This is a genomic window from Thermosporothrix sp. COM3 (assembly GCF_059696735.1).
On record NZ_AP019376.1, the window covers coordinates 1,248,190 to 1,269,315 of the forward strand.

At 56.6% G+C, this 21,126-nt stretch carries 19 protein-coding genes; 7 read left to right on the forward strand and 12 right to left on the reverse strand.

Features of this window, described 5'->3' with window-relative positions:
- Window positions 1-9: 9 nt before the first annotated feature.
- Window positions 10-1,764 (reverse strand): winged helix-turn-helix domain-containing protein, encoded by a 1,755-nt coding sequence (locus KTH_RS05360; RefSeq protein WP_497616955.1) that lies wholly within the window; start codon window positions 1,762-1,764, stop codon window positions 10-12.
- Between the two features lie 179 nt (window positions 1,765-1,943).
- On the opposite strand from KTH_RS05360, the gene KTH_RS05365 reads away from it, so the two are divergent.
- Both KTH_RS05365 and KTH_RS05370 read left to right on the forward strand, forming a co-directional pair.
- Entirely contained in the window at window positions 1,944-2,567 is a 624-nt protein-coding gene (locus KTH_RS05365; RefSeq protein ID WP_497616958.1) for a TetR/AcrR family transcriptional regulator, read from the forward strand.
- Window positions 2,564-3,703 (forward strand): FAD-dependent monooxygenase, encoded by a 1,140-nt coding sequence (locus tag KTH_RS05370; protein WP_497616963.1) that lies wholly within the window; start codon window positions 2,564-2,566, stop codon window positions 3,701-3,703. Before KTH_RS05365 ends, KTH_RS05370 begins: the two co-directional genes overlap by 4 nt.
- A gap of 87 nt (window positions 3,704-3,790) precedes the next feature.
- Here KTH_RS05370 and KTH_RS05375 read toward each other — a convergent pair whose 3' ends face one another.
- Together KTH_RS05375 and KTH_RS05380 are read right to left on the reverse strand one after the other, a co-directional pair.
- Window positions 3,791-4,591, reverse strand: a complete 801-nt coding sequence (locus tag KTH_RS05375) for a class I SAM-dependent methyltransferase (RefSeq protein WP_497616968.1) — start codon at window positions 4,589-4,591, stop codon at window positions 3,791-3,793.
- A 21-nt stretch (window positions 4,592-4,612) separates the two neighbouring features.
- The gene (locus KTH_RS05380) at window positions 4,613-5,203 is read right to left on the reverse strand and encodes a Clp protease N-terminal domain-containing protein (protein WP_170142670.1); all 591 of its coding nucleotides are present in this window, start codon (window positions 5,201-5,203) and stop codon (window positions 4,613-4,615) included.
- Window positions 5,204-5,524: 321 nt separating this feature from the next.
- Between KTH_RS05380 and KTH_RS05385 the strand changes: the two genes are divergently transcribed.
- Complete coding sequence (locus KTH_RS05385) at window positions 5,525-6,145, forward strand: TetR/AcrR family transcriptional regulator (protein WP_497616971.1); 621 nt, start codon at window positions 5,525-5,527, stop codon at window positions 6,143-6,145.
- 37 nt (window positions 6,146-6,182) lie between these two features.
- Window positions 6,183-6,692 carry a hypothetical protein gene (locus KTH_RS05390; protein WP_497616973.1) on the forward strand — a complete coding sequence of 170 codons (510 nt, stop codon included), beginning with the start codon at window positions 6,183-6,185 and terminating at the stop codon, window positions 6,690-6,692.
- 48 nt (window positions 6,693-6,740) lie between these two features.
- Here the strand turns inward: KTH_RS05390 and KTH_RS05395 are convergent, their stop codons facing one another.
- The 3 genes from KTH_RS05395 to KTH_RS05405 form a co-directional block, all read right to left on the reverse strand.
- Complete coding sequence (locus tag KTH_RS05395; protein ID WP_497616975.1) at window positions 6,741-7,127, reverse strand: winged helix-turn-helix transcriptional regulator; 387 nt, start codon at window positions 7,125-7,127, stop codon at window positions 6,741-6,743.
- A gap of 75 nt (window positions 7,128-7,202) precedes the next feature.
- Window positions 7,203-7,991: an alpha/beta fold hydrolase gene (locus KTH_RS05400; protein ID WP_497616977.1), complete on the reverse strand. Its 789-nt coding sequence runs from the start codon at window positions 7,989-7,991 to the stop codon at window positions 7,203-7,205.
- Window positions 7,992-8,320: 329 nt separating this feature from the next.
- The gene (locus KTH_RS05405; RefSeq protein ID WP_111323614.1) at window positions 8,321-8,899 is read right to left on the reverse strand and encodes a TetR/AcrR family transcriptional regulator; all 579 of its coding nucleotides are present in this window, start codon (window positions 8,897-8,899) and stop codon (window positions 8,321-8,323) included.
- A 148-nt stretch (window positions 8,900-9,047) separates the two neighbouring features.
- Here KTH_RS05405 and KTH_RS05410 point away from each other — a divergent pair, with 148 nt between their 5' ends.
- Window positions 9,048-9,992 carry an LLM class flavin-dependent oxidoreductase gene (locus KTH_RS05410; protein WP_497616980.1) on the forward strand — a complete coding sequence of 315 codons (945 nt, stop codon included), beginning with the start codon at window positions 9,048-9,050 and terminating at the stop codon, window positions 9,990-9,992.
- A 203-nt stretch (window positions 9,993-10,195) separates the two neighbouring features.
- Here the strand turns inward: KTH_RS05410 and KTH_RS05415 are convergent, their stop codons facing one another.
- Together KTH_RS05415 and KTH_RS05420 are read right to left on the reverse strand one after the other, a co-directional pair.
- Complete coding sequence (locus KTH_RS05415) at window positions 10,196-10,945, reverse strand: endonuclease/exonuclease/phosphatase family protein (RefSeq protein ID WP_111323612.1); 750 nt, start codon at window positions 10,943-10,945, stop codon at window positions 10,196-10,198.
- Window positions 10,946-11,240: 295 nt separating this feature from the next.
- Window positions 11,241-12,092 carry a DUF1206 domain-containing protein gene (locus KTH_RS05420; RefSeq protein ID WP_111323611.1) on the reverse strand — a complete coding sequence of 284 codons (852 nt, stop codon included), beginning with the start codon at window positions 12,090-12,092 and terminating at the stop codon, window positions 11,241-11,243.
- 1,117 nt (window positions 12,093-13,209) lie between these two features.
- Between KTH_RS05420 and KTH_RS05425 the strand changes: the two genes are divergently transcribed.
- Window positions 13,210-14,610, forward strand: a complete 1,401-nt coding sequence (locus tag KTH_RS05425) for an amino acid permease (RefSeq protein WP_211326201.1) — start codon at window positions 13,210-13,212, stop codon at window positions 14,608-14,610.
- A 71-nt stretch (window positions 14,611-14,681) separates the two neighbouring features.
- Here the strand turns inward: KTH_RS05425 and fes are convergent, their stop codons facing one another.
- Window positions 14,682-15,953, reverse strand: a complete 1,272-nt coding sequence (gene fes, locus KTH_RS05430) for an enterochelin esterase (RefSeq protein WP_111323610.1) — start codon at window positions 15,951-15,953, stop codon at window positions 14,682-14,684.
- A gap of 354 nt (window positions 15,954-16,307) precedes the next feature.
- Here fes and KTH_RS05435 point away from each other — a divergent pair, with 354 nt between their 5' ends.
- Complete coding sequence (locus KTH_RS05435) at window positions 16,308-16,703, forward strand: (R)-mandelonitrile lyase (protein WP_111323609.1); 396 nt, start codon at window positions 16,308-16,310, stop codon at window positions 16,701-16,703.
- A gap of 167 nt (window positions 16,704-16,870) precedes the next feature.
- Here KTH_RS05435 and KTH_RS05440 read toward each other — a convergent pair whose 3' ends face one another.
- The 3 genes from KTH_RS05440 to KTH_RS05450 are packed head-to-tail and all read right to left on the reverse strand — an operon-like array spanning window position 16,871 to window position 21,076.
- Window positions 16,871-19,222: a glycoside hydrolase family 3 N-terminal domain-containing protein gene (locus tag KTH_RS05440; RefSeq protein ID WP_111323608.1), complete on the reverse strand. Its 2,352-nt coding sequence runs from the start codon at window positions 19,220-19,222 to the stop codon at window positions 16,871-16,873.
- A 27-nt stretch (window positions 19,223-19,249) separates the two neighbouring features.
- The gene (locus KTH_RS05445) at window positions 19,250-20,131 is read right to left on the reverse strand and encodes a carbohydrate ABC transporter permease (protein WP_111323607.1); all 882 of its coding nucleotides are present in this window, start codon (window positions 20,129-20,131) and stop codon (window positions 19,250-19,252) included.
- Window positions 20,132-20,161: 30 nt separating this feature from the next.
- Window positions 20,162-21,076 (reverse strand): carbohydrate ABC transporter permease, encoded by a 915-nt coding sequence (locus KTH_RS05450; protein ID WP_111323606.1) that lies wholly within the window; start codon window positions 21,074-21,076, stop codon window positions 20,162-20,164.
- Window positions 21,077-21,126 lie beyond the last annotated feature (50 nt).

Here is a 21,126-nt window from a genome sequence, read left to right on the forward strand (position 1 = left end):
TCGTCCTCACTATCTTCGCGTATCCTCACACAACGATTGTCTTCTGTCAAGCGAAGGGGAACGTCCTGCCGCTGCTTGCTTCCTGCGCCATCCATCCCCTTGTCTGAAGCCAGCGGCCTTCTGCCGCTTTTTGGTAAAAAGCAGCGTCTCCGCATGCAGGAAATGGAGCGATGGGGTGAACACCTCATCAGGGATCTGTTCCAACCAGCGCCGCAACAGCGAATAGGGATTGCGAAAGCTCTGAACGGTCACAAGGCGCTCGATGAGTTCGGCGGCAAACGCGTAATCTCTGGCAGTGATGGCCGCCTCGATAGCCTCAGGGAGCAGACCTTGCGCCTCGTACCAGCGGCTTTCTCGGCTGGCAAGCTCGCGCAGGGCGTGCTCTCCCAGGCGGTGACGGGCTTCGTGTTGCAGCGAGAGCGCCCAGAGCGAGTGATAGCGATACCATTGTTGCTCCCCGTCGAGTGCTTGCAGGAAGAGATTGGCGCCGAGCACCTGTTCCAGCAGGAGATCACTGTCATTGCGCCCGGTAACGGCATTGCAGAGCGACGTATTTAAACGGCTCAATCCGCTTGTTTGCAGCAGGAAGAGCTGAAGCTGTTGGGGCAGGTTCGCCAGGATCTCTTCACGAATGTAGTTCAGCAGAAAGCGATGGCTCCCGTTGAGCGTGTGCAGGCTGGCGGCCGGGTTGACTTGCTTCTGAAGAATGAGGGCGGCCAGTTGCAGGCTGGCAATCCAGCCCTCGGTACGCGTTGCCAGCACGGCGCTCTCATCCTCCGAGAGCATCAGGCCCATACACTGCGTGAGGAAGTGATGGGTCTCCTCGCGGGTAAAGCGCAGGTCGCTATCACGGAGCTCGTCCAGATGGCCGCGCACGCGAAGCCGGGAGAGCGGAAATTCTGGATCAATGCGGCTGGCAAGGATCAGATGGAGCGTGGGAGGCAGATGTTCCAGCCAGAAAAGCAGCGATGTATGAATTGCCGGCTCCTCGATCACATGGTAGTCATCCAGAATGAGGACCACCGGTTCACCGGTGCTTTCAGCCAGCTCGTTGAGAAGAGCCGTGATACAGGTTGTCAGGGGAGTGGTGGTTTGCAGCAGGGTAAGCGCACGCGCACCTACACCTGGCAGGCAGGTTCGGAGGGCGGAAATAATCGTGATCCAGAACCGGATAGGGTCGTTATCCAGTTCCTCAAGTGAAACCCAGGCGTATCGGCTGCGGGAGTGATGAATCCAGGCCGTCAGCAGGGTGGTTTTTCCCCAACCGGCGGAAGCAGAAAGCAGGGTGAGGGGCCGAGTGAGGGCGCTATCCAGGGCCAGAAGTAGCCGGTTCCGTTTCACCAGCGTGGAGGGAAGCCGTGGCGGTGATAGTCTGGTGACGACCGTCGACAGGCGGGTATCACTTGCGGGGGGGTGGTGTGCTGGAGTGGAAGAAGCGCTTGTCTGCGGAGGCTCTTGCAGCACACGGGCAACCTCTTCCAGAAGGGCAAATGTCAACGCCGCGCTCCGTCCGAGATAGCGTTTCCGAATGCGACCGGCGTACCCGCGATATGCATACCAGTAGCCAGAGCCACGCGAGCGTGTTTCCTTATACACGTTCAGATTTCCGTATTGACCTTGAAAGGAGAAAGATGTATGGGTTTCAAGCCAGTTCTGCCATATGGTCTCGTCTTCTGGCTGGATGACCAGTGGCGCCTGATTCGGGGTTTGCAAGACGTAGCTCTGATTCTTCCAGAGTAGCACGTGAGTCGGTGGCTTTGGCATGCGTTTCCTTTTTTATATGGTCGGTTATTCCCAACATCCCAACATGGCCTGAGTATAGCAGAAAGGTGGGTGAGAGACAAGCAGTCCTGTTTTTTCCGCTTGACAGGCATCGCTTGTCCCGAATATAATATGAACGTGCTCAATTTTGACCAGGTTCATTTTTCTGAGAGGAGGGCCACATGTCTGGCCTACGTGAACGAAACAAGCAGGAGAAGCTGAGACGTATTCAGCAGGCCGCCTGGCACCTGTTTATGCAGCAGGGCTTTGAGGCGACCACAACCCGACAGGTGGCAGCACTGGCACAGGTGGGGAGCGGCACCCTGTTTCTCTATGCGAAGGACAAGCAGGATTTATTGCTGCTGGCCTATAATGAGATGCTTGAGGAGACAATTGAACAGGCATTTCGTTTGTTGCCACCGGAGGGGAACGTGCTCGATACGCTTGTCTGCCTGTTTCAATCATTCTTCCGCCTCTATCAGCAGCACCCGGAGAACGCGCGTGTCTATGTTCAGGTGGTCGCGTTACAGGCCCAGGCACAGCGATATAGAGAACAGGCATTACAGCAGATTGAGCGCTTCGGGCAGCAGCTCGCCGAGCTTCTGACGCAGTTTCAGCATAAAGGAGCGCTTGCGCCAGATGTCTCTGTGGAGCAGGCAAGCAAGAACTTTTTCGCGCTCTATTTTGCGATCCTGTGCCAGTGGCTCAGCGGTCAGCTTTCCTTTGAGGAGGCGCAGGGAGCGGCGTTGCGGCAGGCGTTTGCCTTGCAACTACGTGGGATGGAACCACAAGGAGAAAAAAGATGAGCGATCTTCCCGTTTTGATTATTGGTGCTGGTATCGGCGGCCTCACGACGGCGCTCGCGTTGCGGCAGGCGGGCTATTCCGTACGGGTCTTTGAGCGGGCTCAGGAGGTGAAGGAGGTCGGAGCCGGGTTGACGCTCTGGGCGAACGCGCTTGGAGCGTTGCGGGAGCTTGGCCTTGAGTATATCGTGCGGGATCTCGGAAGGCCCGACGCGCTGCCAATCGGCTTCTATACCGCTCGTGGCAAGCAACTGATGCAGCTTTCGCCGGATGAGATGACGCGGCACCTGGGAGCGCCACCTGTGGCGGTCCATCGGGCGGAGTTTCTGGCCGCGCTTCGCGACGCTGTTGGCAGGGACTCCATTGAATGCGGTGCCAGATTGATCGCCTTCGAGCAGGATGAGGATGGGGTGACTGGCATCTTCGCGAACGGGCAACGCGTGCGTGGGTGTCTCTTGATCGGGGCTGATGGCATTCATTCGCAGGTGCGGCAGCAGTTGTTTCCCGGAAGTCAGCCGCGCTATGCGGGGTACACGGCCTGGCGTGGCGTGGCAACAGGCGTGAAGCCCGAACTGATGGGGGAACTGTGGGGACGCGGGCTGCGCTTTGGGATCGCGCCGCTGACGAGAGATCGGGTGTACTGGTTTGTCTCGTGCAACATGGCGGAGCATGAGGCTGAAAGCGTGGAGAGCCGTTCGTATCTCCTGACCCTGTTCAGGGGATGGCACCCGCTGGTGAGCGAGCTGCTGAAGGCGACCGAGGCCGCGTCAATCTTACGCAATGACATCTATGATCTTGCTCCACTGGCTTCCTGGAGCCAGGGGCGGGTGACGCTGCTAGGAGATGCTGCCCACGCGATGACGCCGAACATGGGGCAGGGGGCCTGTCAGGCGATTGAAGATGCCTGTGCGCTGGCGGCTGCGCTCCGTGCGGCTCATGCTCTTCCCGAGGCATTGCGGCTCTATCAGCAGCAGCGGCTGAAGCATGCCAACGGGGTGCTTGCTCGATCGCATATGATCGGAACGGTGGCGCAATGGGAACACCCTGTTGCCTGCCTGCTTCGAGAACGGGTGCTTGCGCTGACGCCCGGTCGCCTCTTCCTCAAACAGCTCCAGCCAATCGCCGGTGGCCATGCATGATCTCAGTGTGCCACGATCTGGAATGAAAGCCCACCTTGCAGATGGCGCATGATGGGCCCTCTTCCTCTCGTCAATAGACCACTGCCTCTATTTGACGGCGAGCAGGACGTGGTAGCTCATATACCAGGGGATCGGTTCGGGCCCGATGTATTGTTGTGCGGCCTGTCTGAGCCGATCAATTCCGATCTCCTGTTCGCTGAAGTTGGAGAGGCCGCTAAATGCACTGGTTTGCATCATCTCCAGAAAGCGGGTTGCGTCTCCTTGCTCGGTGTGGTGCAGCCAGGTTTCACGGGTGAAGCGAAAATGGCCGCACTCGCGCATGTTGTCGAGGTGTTTGCTCTTCGGCCAGATAGACAGGTCCTGAACGAGCCCGCGCTGCTGGACGAGTTTCACCATATGTTCGCCCATCTCCTGCCCGAGCCGATCAAGCTCCCAGTGGATGAGGGGTGGCCAATCATAGTCATATACCGCGAAGAGTCCTCCAGGGCGCAGAATCCGGGCGACCTCGGCCAGCGTTGACGTTGGTTCCATCCAGTGGAACGCCTGAGCGGCGGTGACGATATTCGCACATGCGTCAGGTAGGCCAGTCTGATGGGCCACACCCTCGCGATACTCGATATGAGCCGTAGCGGGAATATTTTGGAGCTTGAGCTTGTGCATTGCTACTTTGCGCATGTCGGCATTGGGCTCAATCCCGATCACGCGTTGTGCTCGATCAGCCCAGACAGCGCTTGACAGCCCGGTTCCGCTTCCCAGATCTACCACCAGGGCGGGCTGTGGGGTCGCGATGAGCTGCGTTAGGAGATCAAGCAGTGCTGGCGGTGGTGTCGGGCGTGCCCGATCATAACTGTTGGCCTTTCCTGTCCAGATGTTGCTAGATGGACTCATGCGTTTTCCTCCTTGTTGTTGCTACCCGAGGAGCCTGGAAATCTGTTCGCGAACTTTCCCCAGAACGCCGAACGTATCGAGAATATCGGCAGCGACGCCGCCTCCCTCACGCACGATGCCGAGCAAGATGTGTTCTGTGCGCACATAGGCGCTTCCCTGTCGCTCTGCTTCGTCCATTGCGAGGGAGAGAACCTTGCGGGCGCGGGGCACATAGTCAATGTCCTCCTGGACCGGCTCGTCTCCCCGCCCGATCTTCGCTTCGACCGCGGCCCGGACGGCGTCAGGGGTAACGCCCAGTTTTTCCAGTGCCAGAGCAGCAATCCCCTTTTGTTCGCGTAAGACGCCCAGTAAGAGGTGTTCGGTCCCGATAAAGTCGTGATTGAAAGTCAGGGCCTCCTCACGAGCGAGTGAGAGCACATGCCGGGCGTGCTCATTGAAGCGACTGAGGTGTTTACCGGGAATCCAGGTCGGTTGATAGCTCTGTAATGCCTGAAACAGGAGCTGGTTGAGAACACTGGTAATCGTGCGATCCTCCGTCTCGGCGATTCGCGCCAGTTGCTCATAGAGGTAGACCGGGATTTCGACACGCTGGCGATCCTTACTTGATGGCATACAGCCCCTTTCTCTGTGAGTGTGGTATATACGGTGGTATTTTCTGTTCTCAGCATACCACTGTATATACCCTGGTGTCAAGCTCATATTTTGCGCTCCATTTCGACATATGGATGCTTGCAGCAGCCCGGGCCTGCTCACGGGAGGCTCGTGTCCGCATGCGCTGGTATACGCCTGCCTTCTCTGAATAAAAACAAAAGGAAGAAATTGTTTTTCTGGTTTGAAAAATGCTTGGCAGCGGGGTGGAAGCGTGGTATATTCATACCAGGAAAACAAAAAAGAGAAATTGTTTTTATAGATTCAAAAAGAAAGGAACACGGAATGCCCTCGTTTCGGCCTGAAGAAAAAGAGCGCCTGCGTGAGCAACTGCTTGTAGCGGCTCGCCAGCACTTTGTGATTCATGGGTTGAAGAAGACTTCACTTGAGGATCTGACGCGAGCGATCGGGGTTGCGAAGAGCACCTTTTACCTCTTCTTCGACTCGAAAGAGCAGCTCTACCTTGAATTGTTGGAGCAGGATGGCAAAGAGCTGGAAGAGCGTGTTTGGGGCGCTGTTGCGAGAGCGAGAAACAGTCGTGAGGCTGTAAAGAATTATCTGCAAGAGATGACGGAGATCATTGGCTCCAATCCATTGATGCAGCGGCTCTCGACGCACCCCGATGAGCTTCAGATGGTCGCCCGCAAAGTGACCCCGGAGTTTATGGCCTCGAAGCTCAAGCGCAATGTCGAACCGCTACTAACCTTTGTCGCGCAGGAGCAGCAGGCCGGGCACCTGATCGAGAAAGACCCGGCTGTGATTGTCGGTGTCATGCGGGCCGCCATGCTGATCGCGGTCCATAAGAACGATATCGGCGCAACCATCTATCCTGAGGTGGCCGATCTCCTCTTTGATGCGGTTGCCAGTGCTCTGACCCGGTCCACATCCGAGAGTGACCACCAGTAGCCTGAAAAGACAGGTAAGAAAGAAAAGAGAAACGAGCATGAATACATTTTATGATTTCCTGAACTGGGCTTTTGAGCGTCACCTGAATCCGTTGAGCTGGTATATTCGTCCGATCTTTTTGATCTTGCTGGCCTACTTTGCCTACAGGCGAAGCTGGAAAGGGTTGGTTATCACCTTTCTCGTCATGACCTCAAGCATGGTCTGGTTCCCGGCTCCCGAGCAGATCGACCCACAGATGCAGGTGGTTCTGGAACTGGAAAAACAGCTCTTGAGCAGCCCATTGACGGCACTGGCAACGCTTGGGGTGGCGGCGCTCTTTGTCGGGTTTGTGGGAGTTGCGTTCTGGAAGCATTCGCTCAAGCTTGGCCTGATTGCCTTGAATGTGACCTTGATCGGAAAAGTAGTGCTCACGCTGCTCCTCACGGGTGAGAACGGATGGGCCCCGCTCGGGAACACGATCTTCGGGCTGGTGCTGGTCAACGGTATCGGTCTGATGATCCTCTGGTGGATGAAGCGCCGCCACGCCACGCATGCCGTGCAGCACTGAAGGCGTGCGTGAGCCACTTCTGCACGATGAAGGGCTTCTAGAGAGTCTTTATCGTGCAGATCTTTTTGGTGATCCTATTTGCCCCTGGGCCTCTTCATCGATGAGCGGCCAATCAAAGGCGATGCCGGTCTGTTCGCAATACCACCGGCCATAGAGGCAGGATTGCAGCAACAGCGGAGCTATTTTCTGTCCTGAACCAGAAAGCGCATATGCCACTTTCAAGGGCTTCTCAGATACAATCAGTAGAATATGCTCGAGTTCGCGTAATTGATGAGTCAGGAGGCGTCGCTTGCGTGAGGGAGCAGACGCCGCAACTCGTGAAAGCGTTTTGTTCCTTATTGAGATGGCGAAAGCTGTTATCTCGCCAGTGATGCAATAACGTCGAAGATGGCCACCTGATACCCTGTGAGAGGGGCAATCCGGGACTGTGTGCACATCTTCGACGTTGTTCGATCTATTTGGAACGCTATCGCGTCCTCTCTGCCATTTGCGCCAAATGGGGCTACAGGCTTATAGTGGCGCGTCAAAAAAAGCGCTTAAGCGTGCCAGCAAGAGTTCTGGAGGGGCTACTATATATGAAGCGTGGTCGCTGTCAGGGAGCACTACCAGTTCGGCATGAAGCAGCCGGGCGAGCTCTTGTGTACACTCGGGGCGAATGATATCACCATCGGCAGCGATAACCAATGTCGGAACGTTGATAGATTGCACCTCCTCCGGCTGCAAACCTCCCGCCGAAGCCGCCTGCCTGCTCATTTTAGCAACCAGTACTGGCCAACCTGCCGGATTGGGGGCAACTCGCTCATATGCCTCGCGCATCACAGGAGGAAAGCCCTCCGGTGTGGCATGTATAAGGCCCTCTCGCATCTCCGGATAATAGGCATCGAGGTTGTAGGCGGTAGAGGCGAGCGCGAGTTTGCGCACAAGGCCGGGATGCCGACGTGCCAGATACAAGGCAACGCTTCCCCCCATGCTATAGCCGAAGACATCCGTTTGCGCGATTCCCAGATGTGCCAGAAGAGCGGCGACATCATCCGCCAGATATTCAAGACGTATCTCTCGCTCGATGTCAGCAGTCCGTCCATGTCCTTGCAGTTCGACCGCGATGATTTGCCGGTTTGAGGAGAGCTCTGGAAGCAGTGCTGCAAACATCTCGATGGTTGTGAACGCGCCATGAAGCAGGACAAGCGGGAAGCCGCTGCCGTGGATTTCATAGTACATTGAAAGGCCATTCACAGAAGCATAGCTTCCTCTGCTGCCATTCTGTGTGTCGTTGTTCTGTTCCCCTGTCTTTTCTGTCATGTCTCTTTCTCCTGTCTGTCATTGATGGAGTGACCGAGAGCGGGAAGCACTGCTGAACGAGTGCACTGCTTCCTGTCTGGAAAGGGTCGTGAGCGATCTCACTTGCCCAAGTGTGGCAGAAAACCCGAAGACTTGCTTCTTCGATCTTGCGCTTTTTCCCGCCCGCAGTGAGAGATCATTTTCAGATGACAGTACTGAGGATATAGCCGCCGTCTGGCGCCATGCAACATCCAGAGATTCTTCAATGGAGTGCAGCGGCGTGGTTGGCTCAAGCGTGTGGCCGACTCTAAGCCAGAGGAATCCCCCGGCTTGCGACTGAGTTGTGTCAATCAGCGCTCTTTGCTGCTGCGCGGCTTGAGTTCGGGGCCTGCAATCGCGCTGCTGATCTGACTCATCCAGGTGGCGAGTTGCTCGGGAGAGCAGGGTTGCTGCTGTTCCAGCCACCAGATAGTAGCCCCAACACCCGCATAGGCGATGCTGGCGATCTTCAAGTCAAGGGGTGGCTCGTTGCTTGCGGCCCTGGCCTGAGCGAACAAAGCGCGGAAGTGGCGCTCTGTGTTCTGACGGAAGCGCTCAACGAACGAGGGGTCGCCCTGTGGACCGAGCATGACGCGATAGAAGTCGGCGAATTGCTCGATGTGCTGAAGCAGGCGCAGGGGGCCGGGCTCGTCCGGAGTATTGCGGTTATCAAGCAGGGCATCAAGTTCGTTGAGCAGTTGATCAAGCAGGTCATATTTGTCCAGATAGTGACGGTAGAAGGTAGAGCGGTTAATCATTGCACGCTCGGTGATGTCCTGGATGGTCAATGCGGCGAAACCCTTTTCGACAGTCAGGTCAATGAAGGCCTGCTGAATCAGTTTCCGGGTACGGAGAACGCGAAGATCCTTGTGTGCCTCTGACTTCTGCATCAGTTTTTCCTTTGCCGTTGCGTATGCAACAGTTTCCTTTTCTTTGCTGGTTGACGCTCTATTCTATCTCCTGCTAGGCTGGTTTTGCAACAGAGCGTCGTGTATGCATCACCACGATGCCGTTTTTCAGAGATAAAGGAGAAGATCGATGAATCAATCTGTCCGTGAGCGCATTGGACTCTCGGTTCAGCCGCAAGAGCCTGCGAAGCTGGTGGAGACGCTGGTTGAAATAGAGAAGGTGGGAGTATCGCATATCTGGATCGGTGGAGCGCCCTGGGAGCCCGACATTCTGACGGTGCTGACCGCGGCAGCGATGCGGACTACCCGGCTCAAAATGGGAACGGCTATTATCCAGGCGTTTGCACGCCATCCGGTCTTTCTGGCGCTTCAGGCGTCCAGTTTTCACGCGCTGGCTCCCGGAAGGCTGCAACTGGGGATCGGCGCGAGTTCGCCTCTGTATGCGAAGCGTGCCTATGGGATCGAGATGGATGCGCCGCTTGCGTACCTGCGCGAGTATATGCAGGTGTTGCGTCCTCTGTTGCACGAGGGCGCAGTCCGGCATCAGGGGCGCTTCCTGACAACGGATATTGAGTTGCCCACGACGGCCCCGATTCCATTACTGATGGCGGCGCTCGGGCCGAAGGCTTTCCGGCTTGCGGGTGAGATCGCGGATGGAGCGATCTCGGCAATGTGTCCGGTTCCGTATCTGCTTCATACGGCTCTCCCGGCCCTGCAAGAGGGGGCTACTCGTGCGGGGCGGAAATGTCCTCGGCTGGTGGCACATGTGCCGGTCGTCTTTACGGAGGATCGCGAGACGGCTTTGCAGATCGGGCGGCAAGCCATGCGGATCTATACCACGCGTCCGAACTATCGTACTATGTTTGTGGCGGCGGGCTTCTCGCTGGCGGAGATCGAAGCGGTTTCGGAACGACTGGTTGAGAGCCTGCTGGTCTATGGCGATGAACGCAGGATCCGGGAACGGCTGTTAGAGCTGCTTCACACCGAGATCGACGAACTGACGGTCGGGCTGATCCCGGTCGCTGATGCGGCTCAAGAGGCGCTGCGGCTGGCGCGGCTGATTGGCGAGTGGTGAAGCGTGTGTAAGCGGTGAGCCGGGTGTGATTCGCGAGCAACTGGCAAGCGGTGAAATCAGGTCGGGGAGACATGTGCTTTACCCGACCTGAGCTCTGCCCGGACGCCGATGCTGGCGAGCATGCCGCCGTAGACCCGCTGAACTCCTTTCGTCTCATAGGAGATCGACGTACAGAGCTGGCTTGTTGGGAGTCCCCTTTGCTGTTACGCGAAATCGACCTGTACAGGCAGGTGATCGCTGGCCCGTGATGTCAGCTCGTTTGAGAGCACGTTGCAAGTTCGCACGTCCTGAGCAAGGCTCGGTGAGGCGAAACAGTAGTCGATGCGCATGCAGGGGGCGTCCCGGCGCGCGTCACAGGTGTAGCCCTCTTCGGTGGGATGCAGTGCGCGGTAGCAGTCGACAAGGCCGGCCTCCCGGATGCGCGCTATGACCAGACGCTTCGCCTGCTTGATAAGTAGCCGCTCATCGTGTTCTCGGTGGCCTTCGGGCACAAGCGCAACCGGATCACCCGGGGCAATCGCATTCAGATCTCCGACCAGCAGGAGCGGCTCTTTCAGCATTGGTTCTATGGTTTCCAGAATGGCCTTGATTTCGTCCTCGCGACCCTCTTCATACACATCTTCATATCCTGCCCGCAGGTGTGTTGTGCACAGGTGGAGCGTCGTGCCCTTCCATGCAACATCGATGGCCAGCAGGGTTTTATGCAGGACGGGAAGTCGATAATTGCGAACCTGGAGAACAGGCAGGCTGCTCAGCCAGGCCACATGATAGTCACTGTTGGCCTCGCCGAAGACCAGGTGCATCTTCAGGGCGCGGGCTAATTGCTCGGCATTGCTGCGGTCATTGGCCTCTTGAAGGGCGATCATATCGGGGTGCTGGTTGTGCAAGATCTGGGTGATGACCGGGATTCTGTCCTCTCCTCCATCGAGGATGTTATAGGTGATAACTCTCACTGTTCACTCCTGAGAAAGAAACATCGGGCGCCTCCTGCTCTCAAAAAGAGGCTGATGACAGGCTGAGGAAGCGGTATCTCTCCATATTCGCATTTCTGCCGCCGGAAAGCAAGCAAGCGCGCGAAGACCCTCTTGCGTGATCAAGAGCACCAGCATGACAACGTCACTCACGCCCCCTGATGCTTCTATCTTCGATCAGGCCGACGATGATGGCTCATAGAAAAGGCGAGAAGTGCAATACACTCCTCGCTTGTGGTCTGTGGCGTGTAGAGATGACAGGCATAAAGTGCGATCGTTAGTAATGCTGGATGTTATGGTAGCGTGCCTCAATAAAGCAGTATAGCCCATAGGCGACGAACCCAAGCGCGATGATGGCGAGCAGGACCGCCCCGAATGGTTGATGCGTCAGTTCCAGCAGGGCCGAATCCAGCCCTTTCGCTTCATTGGGGTTATGTTGAAGCGCTGCGAGAATCAGGAAGATACCAATAATGACGAAGACGACTCCTAAGGCGGCATGCCCGATTCTTCCCAGCAGCATAACGCCTTCGCGCATCCCGGGAGAGAGGGAACTGAGATCGAGAGCCTGCTGAAATGAGGCCTTGTAGACTTTGACAAACAGAGCAATGGCAATACCAAGCACGATCAGGCCGACAATGACCACGAGGACGACGCCGAACGGCATTTGAAGCAGGCGGGCCGTCCAGTCCTGAGCGGAGTCAGTGGAGTTCTTGCCCGCGCTTCCTGTGCTGGTGGCCAGATGGAACGCGCCAATACCGAGCGCGATATAGGAGATGCCGATTCCTGCATAGCCAAGCCGGGAGAGAATGCCTTTGGCGTCTTTGCCTTTTCTATCAACGTCCAGTATAGCCTGCATCTCGCTCCAAAGCGCGTAGCCGAACAGGCCGATAGCGACAATACACATCAAGGCCTGTCCGAAAGGTTGATTGGCTATGGTCTGAAGTGCGCCCCGCTGGTCAGTGGTTCTTCCGCCGAGGCCGAAGGCAAGCTGTACGGCCAGAATACCAACGAGCAGATAGACGATCCCTTTTGTGATATAGCCGAAGCGGGCCAGGTAGGCAACCCAGCGGTTTTTTGCGACCTGGTTGGCCTTTGCCTGTACCTTCTCGGGGGTGTTTGCTGAATTCATCTATACCTCTCCTCTGATCCCACCTGACGCATGCGCTTCCTTGCCGCAGGTTTGTCTGCGAAGCAGTGAACCGTTGATAATACGCCCCGTCGTTGGTGGGGTATCTTTTCCAGAACTTCATTTTGTCCCATCAGGCCACGAGCGGCGATGTGTCTGATGGCCTTGAGCAGATGTCTCTTTTCTGCTCTGCTTCTATTCCTCTCTATCTATACGATGAGAACGATGCGGATAGATGCATAGAAAAGGGGGAATCGGGTAGGCGGAGCAAAAAACATCAATGAACAGAGGGGGGGGAGTGCGCAGTGCCTTCAATGTGGGAGAGCGAAACAAGAGCACGCTGCGGAGATGCGTTATGTCTCGGTCTCTTCCTCGCAATGAAACAGAAATGGGTCATTTGCCCCTCTTCATGTTTCATGTGTACATCTACACCTGAAAGGTAGAGCAATATCCCTTCTAAGGTGAGAGGTAAAGAAGGAATATGCATGATACGCGATACCAGGTTTCTGCTCGGTTTGGGCCTGAGTGCAACCCTGTTGATCCAGGCGCCTGTTTTCTTTTATGGGATATCCGATCATTTTAAACTGTCCGGGTCTGGTAGATGGTATGCTGATAGTCCTGTATCTCGATCTGCCGATGCTGCTAATGCTGCTCCTTGTGGGCTTCTGGAAAACGCGTCGTCTCGGTTCTCTTCCCTTGATATTACGTGTGATTGAGGAAGGAAGAGTACAATCAGCTTTCAGGTACATATAGACTTCCACTGTAAGAGAGATAGGGGTACAGGGCCTGGCAAGGTGAACTGCCGGGCCTGTTTGCCTGGTATCGTGGTCGAATTGAAGCGGGGCGGCAGGCAGAGTGATGAGCGGCGCCGCTTCTTTTTTGTATCCTCGTATTTCATGCACGAGGCGGGATGAATCGTTGCGGAGAAGATAACTGTATTTCTATACAGATTGAGCTGTAATGGTCTTTTTCGTTGGAGATGTAAAACAGTTGACTTCGACACCGCAGCATATGATAAGATTTTCGTGAGGATGTGAATCCTCCGCTGCCTTGTCTCTGCAACTGCCGGGGCAGGGGAGAAGTGAACATCGGATATGTGGAAAGGGAGGTGTTGGTCAAGGTGGTATCGAAAACAAAGGCTGTAGGACAACTAGAGGTACAGGATGCCACATCGTCAACCCGCTCAAAGCGCTCTCTGGGCTTCTGGATGTGTACGTCGCTGGTTGTGGGGAATATGATTGGTTCAGGAATCTTCCTTCTCCCTGCTTCGCTGGCTTCATATGGAGGCATCTCGCTTGTGGGTTGGGGTTTGACCGCTGCCGGAGCGACCTGCCTGGCGTTGCTGTTTGCGCGTCTGGCATCGATGGTTCCTCGTGAGGGAGGTCCCTATGCGTATACACGGATGGCATTTGGCGACTTTGCCGGGTTCTGGATCGGTTGGGGTCACTGGATGTCGTTATGGATCGGGAACGCGGCTATCAGCGTTGCGCTGGTGAGCTACCTTCAGGGGATGTTCCCCATCTTGAGTGAACAGCGCTGGCTCTCCGGGGTTGTGGCGCTGGCGCTGCTCTGGCTGATTACTGGCGTTAACACGCTCGGGGTCAAAGACGCGGGCATTATGCAGGTGATTACCACCATCTGTAAGCTGGTCCCGTTGCTGGCGCTGCTGGTTTTCGGATTTTTCCGGGTCGATTGGCAGCATTTTGTGCCGCTCAACCCCAGTGGTAAGCCGCCCATTGACGCGATTACAGCAGTCGCGGCCCTGACGTTCTGGTCATTTCTGGGGATTGAATCGGCGACCGTTCCCGCGGGGTATGTCAAAGATCCAGCGAAGACAATTCCTCGCGCGACTCTTCTGGGCATACTGATTACCTCACTGGTATACATCCTGAGTACAACAGTCATCATGGGGATCATGCCGCTGTCGCGCCTGGGCCATTCATCGGCGCCCTATGCCGAAGCGGCGGGTCTGCTCTGGGGATCGTGGGCCTCGTACGCGCTGGCGATTGGGGCCGTCATCTCCTGTCTGGGTGCCTTGAATGGCTTAATGATGATGGCCGGTCAGGTGCCGATGGCCGTGGCACAGGATGGGCTTTTTCCGCGCATCTTCGGGCGAGTGTCTCGTCAGGGAGTGCCGGTCTTCGCGCTGGTGCTTTCGAGTACGCTGGCTTCGCTGCTGTTACTGTTGAACTATATGGGCCCCGGCAATCTGGTAGAGATGTTCAGCTTTATTATTCTGCTCGGGACGCTCACCAGCCAGATTCCGTATGCCTTCTGTGCCATTGCTGAACTGATTCTGTTCTTCACGCGACGTGACCTCTTTAATGGAAGGCGTCTGTTCGGATCGAGCATGTTTTCGATTCTTGCGTTTGTCTATTCCGTCTGGGCGATTATCGGAGCTGGTGCGACCACAGTGCTCTATGGCTTTGTGCTGTTGTTGCTTGGCCTGCCGGTATATGCGTGGATACGCAAGCAACAGGGCGAGAAGGTAGAGGGAGGTACTGACGAAGAGGCGGCGTAAGCGAAAGCGTTGAAGCAACCGGGAGGGAGCGTCTGCGATGATGGCGCTCCCTTTTTCCTCTGAAAAGGTCGTCAGGAAGCGTCAGACAGCCAGGGCCCGGCAAGTGTCAGCAGGCCATTTGCCAGGGAGCCACGACGAACAATATATTCATGACCGCCATTGAACTCATGGTAATAGACCTCGTATCCCTTCAAGTGCAGGATGTCTCGCAGGTGTCGGGTACAGGGGATCATATCGACGAAGCCGCTTCGTTCCTTTGTGCCAACCTCAAAATAGAAGCGGAGGGGCAGACGTGGATGTGCAAGAAACTGCTGGGTGAGCCACTCCTGAGGAATCCCGTCCTCGGGATCTTTGTCCCACCAGAACGAACCGGACATCGAGAGCACGTTGCCGAACACCTCGGGAGCTCGCAAGCTCACGAAGGCTGCTGCTAACCCGCCATAGCTGGAACCACCCACAATCACCCGGGTGGGATCTTCTGTCACACGATAGCGCTGACGAAGCCAGGGGAACAGCTCCTGTGTGAGAAAATCCACGAAGGGCGGATAGCAGGGAAGCTCACGGTTGCGTATCGGGAGTTTCAGGCTATCGACAAACACTGCAACGAGTGGCGGGATCTTTCCCTCACTCAGCATATTCTCGATGATAGTGGGAGTAGGAACCGTCTCAAGATAGGCCCATCCATCGAATAAAAGGAGCAGGCCATAGGGTTCGGCCTCGGGAGTATAGCCAGGTGGGGTATAGACCCAGATACTCCGCTCGTTACCAAGAATCTCGCTACGGAGCCGATGGTGCGTGATGTGTCCCCGGGCAACCCCTTCGCGAGGCTCGTTCCAGGGCTGTGGTGGAGCTTCAGGAAGCTCAAGAATGGAGAACTGCAATTCTCGCTCGTCCGGGATATCAGGGTCACGACGCTGCACAAAGACATGGGGATTCAGCGGGTCGACCGTCATCCGCGAAATAAAATTGACCCAGTTATTCATAGGCGGCGTCAGCGGATCATTCGGTGAGAGCAAATAGGTACAGCGCAAATCGGCCTGTATGCGATAGGTTCGGTACCAGAGATCGGTGTCAAGCAGGCGCGTCATCTGGTTCTTTTGTGGGTCCTTCCAGGCGGCCAGGCGTGCGAAAACCACCACGTTATGAAGCGGTCCCTGTGCGCCGGTATCACGCCAGAGAAAGGTGACATAATAATGCTTTTTATCACCCTCAACAGGCTCAATCAGCGGCGCTCCGCGTTCGGTGATCTCCTGCCAGAAGAGCCCAAGCGCCTCGCTCCTGCCCGCAACGAGCTCCCGTTCCAATGCCGCGAGCCGGGGACTAACAATAGCTCCTTTTGTCATACTGTTCAGATGCCTTTCGATTCTAGAAAAAAGCTCGCGTGGAGTCATAGCTGCGAGCCGCTTTCATCCGGCGGAAAAAGGGGATCGATCTTTTCTCTCCGTCTAAATCCGACCTGTCAGGTAAGATATTAGCATACCCTGATCTTTCGGGTCAAGAAAATGGCTGGTCTGAGCTGTCCTGAAGCCCTGCCTCTTTGAACATTCTGCCGTCGCGGACCATTGCTCTGTTCTCCAGACTGTCTATACTGGTAGCAGGCAGCGCAGGCTTCTCTGCTCTGTCGCTGTCCTGAAAAAACGACAGCATTGTTCTCTCCCCCTACGTGATAGAAGAATGCAAAAGCTGGAGTAAGAAGAATGGATATCAAAAGATGTGGCTCGCAACCATCCGGGAAAGGGCCGACCGAGTACTTTACCGGCACAGTGCGTATTGACCCTCTCTTCGAGGCCCCCGATCCGGCCCGCATAAATGGCGCCAGCGTGACCTTTGAGCCGGGTGCTCGAACGGCATGGCATACACACCCGCTCGGCCAGACACTGATTGTAACGGCTGGCTGTGGCCGGGCGCAGCGGTGGGGCGGTCCGATAGAGGAGATCCGACCGGGAGACGTGATCTGGTTCCCGCCAGGTGAAAAACACTGGCATGGAGCCGCTCCAACAACAGCCATGACTCACATCGCCCTTCAGGAGCGCCTTGATGGCAAAACCGTCGACTGGCTGGAAAAGGTGAGCGACGAGCAGTATCAGGGGTGAGCACTGCCAGACATAGAGCCTATGCGGAAGGTCTATGAAGGCTCAATTCCAGCCGCTTCATGCGTTGTTGCCTTTGCGATCAATGGAGGACGTGGGGTGACCCCCAGGTCTGGATGCTGAGTGAGCGGCCTGACAGATGAGAGCCCATCTGAGATGGGCCCTCTCACTCAGTCAATCGCGACTGTGGTATCAACGATCTCTCGCTGTTTGAACGTGACCGTCTCGCCCTCCAGCGTTATGGTCTGTTCAAGGCGGATGTCGGCTGAGGAAGCGCCGACGCTGAAACGGAAAGCTCCCGGCTCGGTCACAAAGCGCATGGCGGGATCATAGAAGGCGAGTCGCGACGGATGGACCGTGAAGGTGATGGTGCGTGCCTCATTTGGGGCAAGTGAGATCCGGGCGAACCCGAGCAGGATGCGATTGGGACGGGCGACAGACGCAACCAGATCGCACCCATACAGTTGAACGACCTCGTCGCCTGCACGCTCTCCGGTATTGCGTACTTCCAGCGAAACCTGTATCGGATCGGTGGTCTTGCCAGCCTGGATGTTCAGGTTGCTGTAGGTAAATGTCGTGTAGCTCAGGCCGTGGCCGAAGGCGAAGAGAGGCGTGGTCGGAGCATCAACATAGTCGTCGAAGAACATAGCACGATCACCGCCCGCCCGGGTTCCCGCGTAGATGGGGACCTGACCGACCACGCGTGGCATACTGACAGGGAGGCGCCCGCTCGGGTTGACGCGCCCGGTTAAGATGTCTGCAAGCCCGTTGCCGCCTTCTTCGCCTGCCGGGAAGAGTTGAAGCAGCGCGTTGGCCCGTTTCGCGACCTCGCTCAGCGTGTGAATGCGCCCGCTGAGCACAACGACGACCAGCGGCGTGCCGGTAGCAGCGAGGGCCTCGATCAACTCGGGCTGAACTCCGGTAAGATCAAGATTGGTGGCGTCGTTGGCCTCGCCCACTGTGACCGGTCGTTGCAGGCCGCTCTTGCCCGCGACCACGACCACCGCGACATCTGCATCACGAGCGATCTGGACCGCATCCGCGAAACCGGAGCGATCCTCGCCAAGCACCTCGCACCCCTTTGCATAGCGGATCTCTACCCGGTCGCCCAGGGCAGCCTGTAAGCCCGCCAGTGGAGTGACGTGAGGGGTATAGTAGGGGCCGGGCGCGTACTCTCCGGTCGCCTTTGGCGTCGTCAGGCCCACAGCATCGGGCTCCTTGTCAGAGGCATAGATCAGCTCCAGATGAGTCGGGTAATGATAATCGCCTTGCAGGAGCCGTGCATCATCTGCACCCGGCCCGATAATCGCGAGGCGCTTCAGGGTTGGCGAGAGCGGAAGCACTCCATCATTTTGCAGGAGAATCGTGGATTCCGCGACGACTTTGCGAGCGAGATCGCGCTGCTCTGGAGTCTGGAACGCGCTGCTTGCGGCTTCCTCATCGACATAGGGCTGCTCGAAGAGTCCCAACTGGAACTTGAGTCGCAGGACGCGCCGCACGGCTGTGTCGATGACGTCCAATGACAGCCGTCCCGCCTCAATCTCGGCTTTGAGCGGCTCCCCATAGCAATTGATGAGCGGCAGTTCCATATCAAGTCCTGCCTGCAAGGCCAGTCGTGCGGCCTCTCCCAGTGTGGCCGCGACCCGGTGATGATAAAGAAGCATCTCGATAGAGGAATAATCAGCGACGGCGGCCCCGGTAAAGCCAAGCTCGTCACGGAGCAGGTCGTTCAGGATAGCGGGACTGCCCGCGCATGGAAGACCATCAACCGAGGCATACGAGTTCATGATAGTTGCGATTCCCGTATTTCTGATGACGGTCGCAAAGGGGTCCGCGTAGACTTCGCGGAGCTCTCGCGGGCCGAGGTGTACCGGGGCCCAGTTGCGTCCACCCTCGGAAAGTGCATAGCCAAGAAAGTGCTTGCCGGTCGCTGCGACGCCATGCGCGAGATCGTCGCCCTGCAAGCCCTGCACATAGGCGGTTCCGATGGCGCCGATCAGGACAGGGTCTTCGCCATAGGTCTCCTCGACGCGTCCCCATCGTGGATCGCGTGCGACATCGAGCACTGGAGCAAGGGCGTGTCGCGCTCCGACGGCCATCATTTGCGTCCGAATGGCCTCCGCAACCTGCTTGACTCGTTCTGGATTCCAGGTGGCGGCCAGCGCAATGGCCTGGGGAAAGACGGTGGCATCGCGATGGCAGAAGCCTCCGGCGGCCTCTTCATGTACAATGATCGGGATACCGAGCCGCGTTTGCTCGATGACGCTTTTTTGCAGCGCGTTCATCAGCCGTGCGCTCTCGCGTGGGCGTAACCCGGTAGCAGCGCCGATACGCGTCACTTGGCCGATCCCATGCGGGATCTTCTGACGCACCAGGTCAGGATCAAAGGTGCCCGTGCTGATGAAGGCGGTGCTCCAATAGCTGCCGAGCTGAGCAAGCTTTTCATCCAGAGTCATCAGGGAGAGCAGGTTTTCAACACGCTCTTCAAGCGGGGCATGTGGATCACGATACGTTGCAGACATACTCGTTTGTATCCCTTCTATTCAACACTATTTGCTGAAGCCTGCGACCAGGCCGCTGAGCAGTTGTCGCCTGCCAAAAATGTAGAGCAGGATAATCGGGGTCGCCGACAGAAAGACCGCTGCCATAATCGCCGGGACATTGGTTGTATACTGGCCCTGGAAGTTCCAGAGAGCGAGCGGGAGCACACGAACATTGGTGCTCTGCGTCAGAACCAGCGGGAACAGGAAGCCATTCCAGACCTGGATAGTCTCATAGATGATGACGGTGGTCAGCGCCGGGCGCGATAATGGAAGCACCAGGGCGCGCAAGATGCGGAAATGGCCCGCGCCATCAATGAGCATCGCTTCAAAGAGCTCTCGGGGAATATCTCTGATGTAGGTCACAAGCACCAGCACAGAGAGCGGAATACCGAAGGCGACACTGGGCAGGATGAGCGCATACAGCGAGTCGTAGAGGTGCAGGTTGATAGTGATCGCATAGATCGGAATAATCGTTGCCTGAAGGGGAATGGCTAACCCGACAAGGAAGAGGTTGAAGATGAATTGCGTCACCCGATTGCGTATCCTTGAGATCGCGTAGGCGCTCAACAGCGACACGATAACGATCAGCAGGACACTGAACACCGTGACAAAAACCGTGTTCATGAAATACAGTCCGAAGTCGCTGGCGAGCACCGAGCTATAATTTTCCAGCGTGGGATGCGATGGAGGCAACCAGGGAATGTCTGTAAAGTAGTCGGAGAGCGGGCGCAGGCTGGTTCCAAACATGTACAGTACGGGAAAGAAAGCGATGAGAAACCAGATAATCCCGAACGTGAATGGGAGGATCTCCCACCACCCGCGCCGCGGTGCTCGTTGGTTCTGGTGTTGGGTATCAGCGATCTGCTGAGAAACTATGTCTGCACTCATAAAACACCTTCTTTTCTAGCTCTGCTGATACTACAGGCCTTCGAGCTGGCTTGACATCCTGGTAAAGCCAGTGAACCGGAGAAACACAAACGAAAGGACGACACCGAAAAGGGCCAGGACGACCGCCAGCACGCTACCATAGCCTACCGCCTGGTTCGGGAAAGCCGTGATGTACATATGGAGTGGAAGCACGCGAGTCGCGTAGCCGGGCCCGCCTCCGGTAGTGACCCAAAAAAGATCAAAGTAGGTGAGAGAACCGGTGCAAATCAGGGTGGTGGAGGTAATCACCGTGTACTTGAGTTGAGGTAACGTGATGAAGAAGAATTGCTGAAGCCGCCCGGCACCGTCTATGGTGGATGCTTCATAGAGTTCTCGCGGGATCTGTCTCGCGCCACCCAGGTAGAGCAGGGAGTGAAACGGGATAAATTGCCAGCAAATAATCACCATCACGACGAAAAATGCCAGCCCGGGATCTCCTAGCCAGCCTTTTGCCAGTGCTGATAAGCCAATGGTCTTGAGCAGCGTATTCACCAGCCCGAAGTTTGGGTCGAGCAGCGCGACCCAGGTGAGGCCGATGGCGACCGCTGAGAAGAGCAGGGGAAGAAAGTAGAAGACGCTGAGCACTGCTCGATACCGCTGCGTGCCGGCCATGAAAACGCCGAGTAACAGGCTGATCGGCGTCTGGACGATCCAGCTTATAAGCATGACTTCAATCGTCAGGATGAGCGAGTTGCCGGTCACGCTGTCCGAGAGCAGCGCAATCCAGTTTTGAAGCCCCACCCATGTTGGCTGTGAGAGCCCATTCCAGTTGGTAAAGCTCAGGTATACCGCGATAAAGAGCGGGATGATCGCGAAGAGAAGATAGAATGCCAGGGCTGGCAGCGACCAGAGGACAGCTATCCATCCGTCTCGTCGGGATACTGCTGTTCTTGTTGACGCGCTCATACGTGCACCTTTCTAGAGTGCTCTCTGTCCCCCTTGTATCGGGCGGACAG

Excerpts from the sequence above, each read along its gene's own strand:
- KTH_RS05385 (WP_497616971.1), top strand. The coding sequence starts at position 5,525 with ATGCCCTCGTTTCGGCCTGAAGAAAAAGAGCGCCTGCGTGAGCAACTG.
- KTH_RS05370 (WP_497616963.1), top strand. The coding sequence starts at position 2,564 with ATGAGCGATCTTCCCGTTTTGATTATTGGTGCTGGTATCGGCGGCCTC.
- KTH_RS05375 (WP_497616968.1), bottom strand. The coding sequence starts at position 4,591 with ATGAGTCCATCTAGCAACATCTGGACAGGAAAGGCCAACAGTTATGAT.
- KTH_RS05360 (WP_497616955.1), bottom strand. The coding sequence starts at position 1,764 with ATGCCAAAGCCACCGACTCACGTGCTACTCTGGAAGAATCAGAGCTAC.
- KTH_RS05390 (WP_497616973.1), top strand. The coding sequence starts at position 6,183 with ATGAATACATTTTATGATTTCCTGAACTGGGCTTTTGAGCGTCACCTG.
- KTH_RS05435 (WP_111323609.1), top strand. The coding sequence starts at position 16,308 with ATGGATATCAAAAGATGTGGCTCGCAACCATCCGGGAAAGGGCCGACC.
- KTH_RS05365 (WP_497616958.1), top strand. The coding sequence starts at position 1,944 with ATGTCTGGCCTACGTGAACGAAACAAGCAGGAGAAGCTGAGACGTATT.
- KTH_RS05450 (WP_111323606.1), bottom strand. The coding sequence starts at position 21,076 with ATGAGCGCGTCAACAAGAACAGCAGTATCCCGACGAGACGGATGGATA.
- KTH_RS05440 (WP_111323608.1), bottom strand. The coding sequence starts at position 19,222 with ATGTCTGCAACGTATCGTGATCCACATGCCCCGCTTGAAGAGCGTGTT.
- KTH_RS05445 (WP_111323607.1), bottom strand. The coding sequence starts at position 20,131 with ATGAGTGCAGACATAGTTTCTCAGCAGATCGCTGATACCCAACACCAG.
- fes (WP_111323610.1), bottom strand. The coding sequence starts at position 15,953 with ATGACAAAAGGAGCTATTGTTAGTCCCCGGCTCGCGGCATTGGAACGG.
- KTH_RS05380 (WP_170142670.1), bottom strand. The coding sequence starts at position 5,203 with ATGCCATCAAGTAAGGATCGCCAGCGTGTCGAAATCCCGGTCTACCTC.
- KTH_RS05405 (WP_111323614.1), bottom strand. The coding sequence starts at position 8,899 with ATGCAGAAGTCAGAGGCACACAAGGATCTTCGCGTTCTCCGTACCCGG.
- KTH_RS05410 (WP_497616980.1), top strand. The coding sequence starts at position 9,048 with ATGAATCAATCTGTCCGTGAGCGCATTGGACTCTCGGTTCAGCCGCAA.
- KTH_RS05400 (WP_497616977.1), bottom strand. The coding sequence starts at position 7,991 with ATGACAGAAAAGACAGGGGAACAGAACAACGACACACAGAATGGCAGC.
- KTH_RS05420 (WP_111323611.1), bottom strand. The coding sequence starts at position 12,092 with ATGAATTCAGCAAACACCCCCGAGAAGGTACAGGCAAAGGCCAACCAG.